This window comes from Pseudomonas sp. P5_B2 (genome assembly GCF_056400445.1).
Genome location: NZ_JBFULH010000228.1, coordinates 1 through 6,741 on the forward strand (window position 1 = coordinate 1; position 6,741 = coordinate 6,741).

Annotated in this window: 6 protein-coding genes and 1 pseudogene; 4 read left to right on the forward strand and 3 right to left on the reverse strand. The window is 58.4% G+C overall.

From position 1 onward, the window contains the following. Window positions 1-140: 140 nt before the first annotated feature. Entirely contained in the window at window positions 141-1,049 is a 909-nt protein-coding gene (prmB, locus tag AC1DRJ_RS16705) for a 50S ribosomal protein L3 N(5)-glutamine methyltransferase (RefSeq protein WP_477803126.1), read from the forward strand. Between the two features lie 212 nt (window positions 1,050-1,261). Here prmB and AC1DRJ_RS16710 read toward each other — a convergent pair whose 3' ends face one another. Together AC1DRJ_RS16710 and AC1DRJ_RS16715 are read right to left on the reverse strand one after the other, a co-directional pair. Further along, on the reverse strand, window positions 1,262-2,053 hold the full coding sequence (locus tag AC1DRJ_RS16710) for a hypothetical protein (RefSeq protein ID WP_477803127.1): 792 nt from the start codon (window positions 2,051-2,053) through the stop codon (window positions 1,262-1,264). A 95-nt stretch (window positions 2,054-2,148) separates the two neighbouring features. Continuing rightward, window positions 2,149-3,148 (reverse strand): annotated as a pseudogene (locus AC1DRJ_RS16715) (alpha/beta hydrolase). A gap of 84 nt (window positions 3,149-3,232) precedes the next feature. On the opposite strand from AC1DRJ_RS16715, the gene aroC reads away from it, so the two are divergent. The 3 genes from aroC to AC1DRJ_RS16730 all read left to right on the forward strand — a co-directional run bounded on the left by aroC (window position 3,233) and on the right by AC1DRJ_RS16730 (window position 6,150). Then, window positions 3,233-4,324 carry a chorismate synthase gene (gene aroC / locus AC1DRJ_RS16720; RefSeq protein ID WP_477803128.1) on the forward strand — a complete coding sequence of 364 codons (1,092 nt, stop codon included), beginning with the start codon at window positions 3,233-3,235 and terminating at the stop codon, window positions 4,322-4,324. Window positions 4,325-4,358: 34 nt separating this feature from the next. After that, entirely contained in the window at window positions 4,359-5,504 is a 1,146-nt protein-coding gene (locus AC1DRJ_RS16725; protein WP_477803129.1) for an MFS transporter, read from the forward strand. Window positions 5,505-5,604: 100 nt separating this feature from the next. Then, complete coding sequence (locus AC1DRJ_RS16730; protein WP_477803130.1) at window positions 5,605-6,150, forward strand: 1,2-dihydroxy-3-keto-5-methylthiopentene dioxygenase; 546 nt, start codon at window positions 5,605-5,607, stop codon at window positions 6,148-6,150. A 165-nt stretch (window positions 6,151-6,315) separates the two neighbouring features. Here the strand turns inward: AC1DRJ_RS16730 and AC1DRJ_RS16735 are convergent, their stop codons facing one another. Then, on the reverse strand, window positions 6,316-6,594 hold the full coding sequence (locus AC1DRJ_RS16735) for a DUF3509 domain-containing protein (RefSeq protein WP_477803131.1): 279 nt from the start codon (window positions 6,592-6,594) through the stop codon (window positions 6,316-6,318). Window positions 6,595-6,741 lie beyond the last annotated feature (147 nt).

The window sequence follows — 6,741 nt, forward strand, 5'->3', positions numbered from 1 at the left end:
CCTTGTCAGTTTGCTCGTTTTGTTCAATAGGCAACGGTAAAAAGGGATAGGTCCTACATCTGATCCAGTGTTTTTCCTGCGTCGTCGTGGCGCGTTTTGGCTGTTAGAATCGCCAGTCGTTTTTTCTGGAGCTTGTCGCCGTGATCACTTCCCGCCTTCGTACCCTGCGTGACCATATCCGTTGGGCCGTCAGCCGCTTTCATGGGGAGGATCTGTTTTTCGGCCATGGGACCGACAACGCCTGGGATGAAGCCCGACAACTGGTGTTGGGGGCCTTGCACTTACCGTGGGAAATCGCTGACAGCTACCTGGACTGYGCGCTGGAAGAAGACGAACTGGTCAATTTGCAGCTTTTGCTCAAGCGCCGCATCGAAGAACGCATTCCAACTGCCTACTTGCTGGGTGAAGCGTGGTTTTGCGGCATGTCGTTTATCGTCGACGAGCGCGTGCTGATCCCGCGCTCGCCGATTGGCGAGCTGATCGAAAACCGCTTCACGCCATGGCTGGGCACCGAGCCGGCGCGCATTCTTGACCTTTGTACCGGTTCCGGCTGCATCGGCATCGCCTGTGCCTATGAATTCCAGAACGCCGAAGTGGTGCTGGCCGACCTGTCGTTCGAAGCGCTGGAAGTGGCCAATCAGAACATTGAGCGTCACGGTGTCGATGAGCGGGTGTACACCGTTCAGGGTGATGGGTTTGATGGCTTGCCGGGTCAACGTTTCGACTTGATCGTGTCGAACCCGCCCTACGTCGATGCGGAAGATTTCGCCGATATGCCGGATGAATATCAGCACGAGCCAGAACTGGGGCTGGCCTGTGGCGATGATGGTTTGAACCTGGTGCGTCGCATGCTCGCGCAAGCCGCGGATCATCTGACCGAGAAGGGCTTGCTGATTGTCGAAGTGGGCAACAGTCAGGTTCACGTCGAGGCGCTGTACCCGGAAGTCGATTTCGCCTGGCTCGATTTCGAGCGCGGCGGGCATGGGGTGTTCATGTTGTCGGCTGAGCAGTGCCGCGACCATCAGGCGCTGTTCGCTTCCCGCGTCTGACCTGAGGACGCCATCGCGGGCAAGCCATGCTCCCACAGGTTTTGTGCCGCATCCAAATGGGTGGCACACACTGAACCTGTGGGAGTGCCGCGATCATCAGGCCAGTTCAGCCACGCTCCCACAGGTTCTACGTCGTGCTCAAATTATTTGGCACACACAAAACCTGTGGGAGCGTGGCTTGCCCGCGATGGCCGCACCTCGGTCCCGAATCTTTACCGGTGTGTAGCAATCCAGATCAACAACCCCGCCTGAAACACCGCAAACGCCACCAGGCACGTAATGGTAAAGCGCAGTCCGGCGTCTTCACGCTTGTACTTGCTGACTTTTTCTTCATGCGTCTGCAGCTTCACCTCCTGCTCTGCCAGGTTCTGTTCCGCTTGCTGAAGCATCTGCGCGGCTTCGAGAATTTCCACTAGCTGCAGCTTCTCAGCGTTCCAGTCGCCCGACAGGTCGCCGACCTTCACACCTTCGACGCGGCCTTTCAAATGCTGGGCATCGGCATACACCACCTCAAAACCATGCGCCTTGAGAAATAGATCGCGGCGCAGACGGGTGTCTTCGTTCAGCGCATCTTTGTTGTTCAGGTCCATGCCGTCGACGGTGTAACCGGACCAGCGCTTCTTCGCCCAGGTGATCCCTTGAGCGGCCATGAAGCGGCCGATGCCTCGGTTCATCGGTTCAATCTGCAAACCACTGTCGGGCTCGAAATGCACGCTCTTGGTGGTGTGATCGACCCACACATCCAGATGATTCTGTTCTTTACGCACACGCTGGCCGGGCAGGGTGATGCTCATGCGCATCAGGCTCTGTTCCTTGCTGTTGCGTTCGGCATAGCCGAATTCGACAAAGCGCAGCGGCCGCCCGCCGGTGTTGCGGTCGGTTTTAAGCGGCGCCAGACGAAGCATCTTGTGGTGCTCGACGTGGACGTCCGCCCACGGCAGCTCAACCGCTGGCGGTGCGTCTTGTTCCGCGGTGGTGTCGGGTGAAGTCTGGGTATCAGTCATAACGGCGAGATCCTGTCCAAGCCCTGCCGCCAGCCAGTGCGCTGGCGACAAAGGCTTATCGGCCGTTTTCGACAGGACTGGAGGGCCAACAGCGCTTAACGGGTTCGAAGTCCGTCAATAAACCCGAGGATTCGTGTGCCAAGCTCGGCAGCCAACGGCAATTGTGGATCTTTATAAGAAGCCAATTGGCGTTTTACATCGTTGGGCACGATGCGCATGACGTGGTTCATGCCGTCGATCAGCGCCAGTTCGGCGTCGGGTTTGGCGGTCTTCAGCAGCCTGGCGTCACCGACACCGACCTGGATGTCGTTGCTGCCCTGAATGATCAGCGCCGGCATTTTCAATCGGGCAAACGCGGCTGCCGGATCTTGGCGGAACAGTGAAATCAGGTACGGCTGCACACTCGGGCGGAATATCCCCTGCAACGGCGCAGGCACGTTTCCGTCGGGGTGGCCGGCCTTGAGACTGTCGAGCAGCTCATTGCTGCGCTGCATGAGGGCAGGCGGCAGCTGATTGCTCAACTGCTGCCGCAACACCTCATCGACCGGTCGCGCGCTGCCGGACAAGGAAATGACTCCGGCAGCATCCACACTCGGTGCCGCCAGGGTGGCAATCAAGGCGCCTTCGCTGTGGCCGAGCAAAATCAGTTGGCCAAAACGCGGATCATTTTTGAGCTTCTTGCCCCAGGCCTCGGCGTCGGCCACATAGGCCTCAACCGACAGATTGCGTTCGTCCGGGGTGGCGGCAAGGCTCGCCGCCACCCCGCGTTTGTCATAACGCACGCTGGCGATGTTGTGTTTGGCCAGCACCCAGGCCAGCCGTTTCAGGCTGTCGTTGCGTCCGCCATCGGTGTTATTGCCGTCGCGATCCGTAGGGCCGGAGCCGGATATGATCAGGACAACGGGCACAGGCGTGTCGGACTTGGGCAACAACAACGAGCCGAAAAGCTCACCGCTGCCCGTATCCAGCGTGATAGGTCGTTGCAGGACGGTGGCCTGCACAAATCCGGTAAACAGGGTCAGGCTCAAGGCTAAAACTCGCAGCATCATCACGCCATCATTCACAAAGGTGCCGTTTGGACTCACAGGCACCCATAAGGTTCGAGGATGAACTACTCGGGTAGCCTGCGTATACTGGCGCGCATTACGTATTCAGGTTCTATTTCACGGAGCGTCCTGCATGTCCGGCAATACCTACGGCAAGCTGTTCACTGTCACCACCGCGGGCGAAAGCCATGGCCCGGCGTTGGTCGCCATTGTCGACGGCTGCCCGCCGGGGCTGGAGATTTCCCTGGAGGATCTGCAGCGTGATCTGGACCGCCGCAAACCCGGCACCAGCCGTCACACAACGCAGCGCCAGGAAGCCGACGAAGTCGAAATCCTTTCCGGCATATTCGAAGGTCGCACCACCGGTTGCTCGATTGGCCTGCTGATCCGCAACACCGACCAGAAGTCCAAGGACTACTCGGCGATCAAGGATCTGTTCCGTCCGGCTCACGCCGACTACACCTATCACCATAAATACGGTGAGCGCGATTACCGTGGCGGCGGTCGCAGCTCGGCCCGGGAAACCGCCATGCGCGTGGCCGCCGGGGCGATTGCGAAAAAATACCTGGCGACGCAAGGCATCATCATTCGCGGCTACATGAGCCAGCTCGGCCCGATTGAAATCCCGTTCAAGACCTGGGATTCGGTGGAAGAAAATGCTTTCTTCAGCCCTGACCCAGACAAAGTCCCGGAGCTGGAAGCTTATATGGACCAGTTGCGTCGCGATCAGGATTCGGTCGGTGCGAAAATCACCGTGGTAGCTGAAGGTGTGATGYCGGGCCTGGGCGAGCCGATTTTCGACCGTCTTGACGCCGAATTGGCCCATGCGCTGATGAGCATCAACGCGGTGAAAGGCGTGGAAATCGGCGCCGGTTTCGCCAGCGTCGCCCAGCGCGGCACCGAACATCGCGATGAAATGACCCCGGAAGGTTTCCTCAGCAACAACGCGGGCGGCATTCTCGGTGGCATCTCGTCCGGTCAGCCGATCATTGCGCATCTGGCGCTGAAGCCGACGTCGAGCATCACCACGCCGGGGCGCTCCATCGACATTCATGGCAACCCGGTGGAAGTCATCACCAAGGGCCGTCACGACCCGTGCGTCGGCATTCGTGCCACGCCGATTGCTGAAGCGATGATGGCCATTGTGTTGATGGACCACCTGCTGCGTCACCGTGGGCAGAACGCCGATGTGCGYGTGAGCACGCCGGTGCTGGGTCAGCTTTAATGGCTGACCTCAACGCCGCTGCGGTCTGACGACGGTGGCGGCGCTTCCGTACTGGCGGCTCTCCAGTTTCTATCTATTCTATTTCGCCTTGCTCGGTTCTACGGCGCCATTTCTGGCGCTGTACTTCGATCACCTGGGGTTTTCCAGCGCGCGCATCGGTGAGCTGGTGGCGATCCCGATGCTGATGCGCTGCGTCGCGCCGAACATCTGGGGCTGGCTGGGTGACTACACCGGCCGGCGCCTGGCCATCGTGCGCTTCGGTGCGGTGTGTACGTTACTGACGTTCTCGCTGATTTTCGTCAGCAAGACCTACGCTTGGCTGGCAATGGTCATGGCACTGCACGCGTTCTTCTGGCACGCGGTATTGCCGCAGTTCGAAGTCATCACCCTGGCGCACCTGAAAGGGCAGACCGCGCGCTACAGCCAGATTCGCTTGTGGGGTTCGATCGGTTTCATCATCACCGTGGTGTTGCTTGGTCGATTATTCGAATGGATGAGCCTAGACATCTATCCGGTGGCGTTGGTGTTGATCATGGCCGGTATCGTCGTCAGCAGTCTGTGGGTGCCGAATGCCCAACCGGTCCAAGGTATTCGGGAGTCGGGGGACGGTTTTCTCAAGCAACTACGCAGCCCCGGCGTCCTGGCGTTTTATGGCTGCGTGGCACTGATGCAGTTGAGCCACGGACCTTATTACACGTTTCTAACTCTGCACCTGGAACGACTCGGCTACAGCCGAGGTGTGATCGGCCTGCTCTGGGCGGTGGGCGTGGTCGCTGAAGTGTTGATGTTTATGGCCATGACCAGAATCCTCGCACGATTCTCGGTGCGTCGGGTGCTGTTGGCGAGTTTCCTGCTGGCCGCCCTGCGTTGGGTGCTGCTCGGCTCGTTTGCCGAATTTCTTTGGGTGTTGCTGTTCGCCCAGGTGCTGCACGCGGCTACATTCGGCAGCTTTCACGCGGCGGCCATCCAGTTCGTGCAACGTAGTTTCGGTGCGCGTCAGCAAGGGCAGGGCCAGGCGCTATATGCCGCACTGGCGGGCACCGGCGGCGCGTTGGGCGCGTTGTATGCCGGCTATAGCTGGAATGCCCTCGGCGCCCCATTGACCTTTAGTATTGCAAGCCTCGCAGCCCTGGCGGCAGCCGTTATCATTGCCACCTGTCTGCAAGAGGAACGGCCATGAGCTGTTTCGGCAGATTGAGGCCTTTGAATTTTTTCGAGTGCGAGTTGAAGATGCGCGCGCTCTTTAACCGTAACGCATGAACCGTTAAGGAGTTGCCCTGATGAGCAGCCTGTCCGTTTACCACGTCACAAGCCCTGACTTGCCGAACAAGGTGCTGACCCATTTCGAAGACATCACCTCGACCCTGGCCGAACAAGGCGTGCGCTTCGACCGCTGGCAAGCGGCGGCGAAAATCCAGCCCGGCGCCAGTCAGGAAGAAGTGATTGCTGCGTATCAGGAACAAATCGACAAGTTGATGACCGAGCGCGGCTACCTCACCGTCGACGTTATCAGCGTGAACAGTGATCACCCGCCAAAAACCGAACTGCGCGCCGAGCTCCTCGACGAACACCGTCTTGGCGAAGACCTCGTCAGATTTTTCGTTGCTGGTCGTGGCTTGTTTACCCTGCACATCGACGATTACGTCTACGCGGTGCTCTGCGAAAAGAACGACCTAATCTCGGTGCCGGCCGGTACGCCGCACTGGTTCGACATGGGCGAGCATCCACATTTCGTCGCGATCCGTCTGTCCAATAACCCTGAAGGCAGGGTGGCCAACTTCACCGGCGATGACATCGCCAGCCGTTTCCCGCGTCTTGAGGACTGACAGTTTCGCGCGGATCAATCCTCCAACTTTTTAGGGATCAGAGCACATAACCTGTGGGAGCGAGCCTGCTCGCGAAGAGGGCGTGTCAGTCGAGATTCAAATTGACTGATACACCGCTTTCGCGAGCAGGCTCGCTCCCACATTGGTTTGTACTGTCGAAATGGTTTACGCCGTGTGATAAGTCGGCAACGCAAACCTTTGCTGGCTTTGCAGCATGGAGATCTGCGGCAGTTCACTGGCCTGTTCAGCGAGGTCACGGCGAATCGCACTGATCACCCACGACAACTGATCGCCAGCATGCAATTGCTGGTAGGAAATAGAGCGCTTGAATACCCGGCCTTCGGTGTTGCGCAGGGTCAGCAGAATGCCGCCATCGGGGCGCGGTTGGGTAGTCACTTCGAAGTTGGAGAACAGGGACGAAAATTTTTCTTGGATCAGGTTCATGTCTATCAGCTCCGTGCACAGTGATTGGCAAGCATGGAGAGGTAGTTGCAGCGATTGTGCCAGTATTTAAATTTAATAAATTCGTTATAAATCAATTAGTTAATTTTTTAACGGTTTTTTGCTTTCGTGCAATCTGCATGAATGGCC

Excerpts from the sequence above, each read along its gene's own strand:
- AC1DRJ_RS16730 (WP_477803130.1), top strand. The coding sequence starts at position 5,605 with ATGAGCAGCCTGTCCGTTTACCACGTCACAAGCCCTGACTTGCCGAAC.
- AC1DRJ_RS16710 (WP_477803127.1), bottom strand. The coding sequence starts at position 2,053 with ATGACTGATACCCAGACTTCACCCGACACCACCGCGGAACAAGACGCA.
- AC1DRJ_RS16735 (WP_477803131.1), bottom strand. The coding sequence starts at position 6,594 with ATGAACCTGATCCAAGAAAAATTTTCGTCCCTGTTCTCCAACTTCGAA.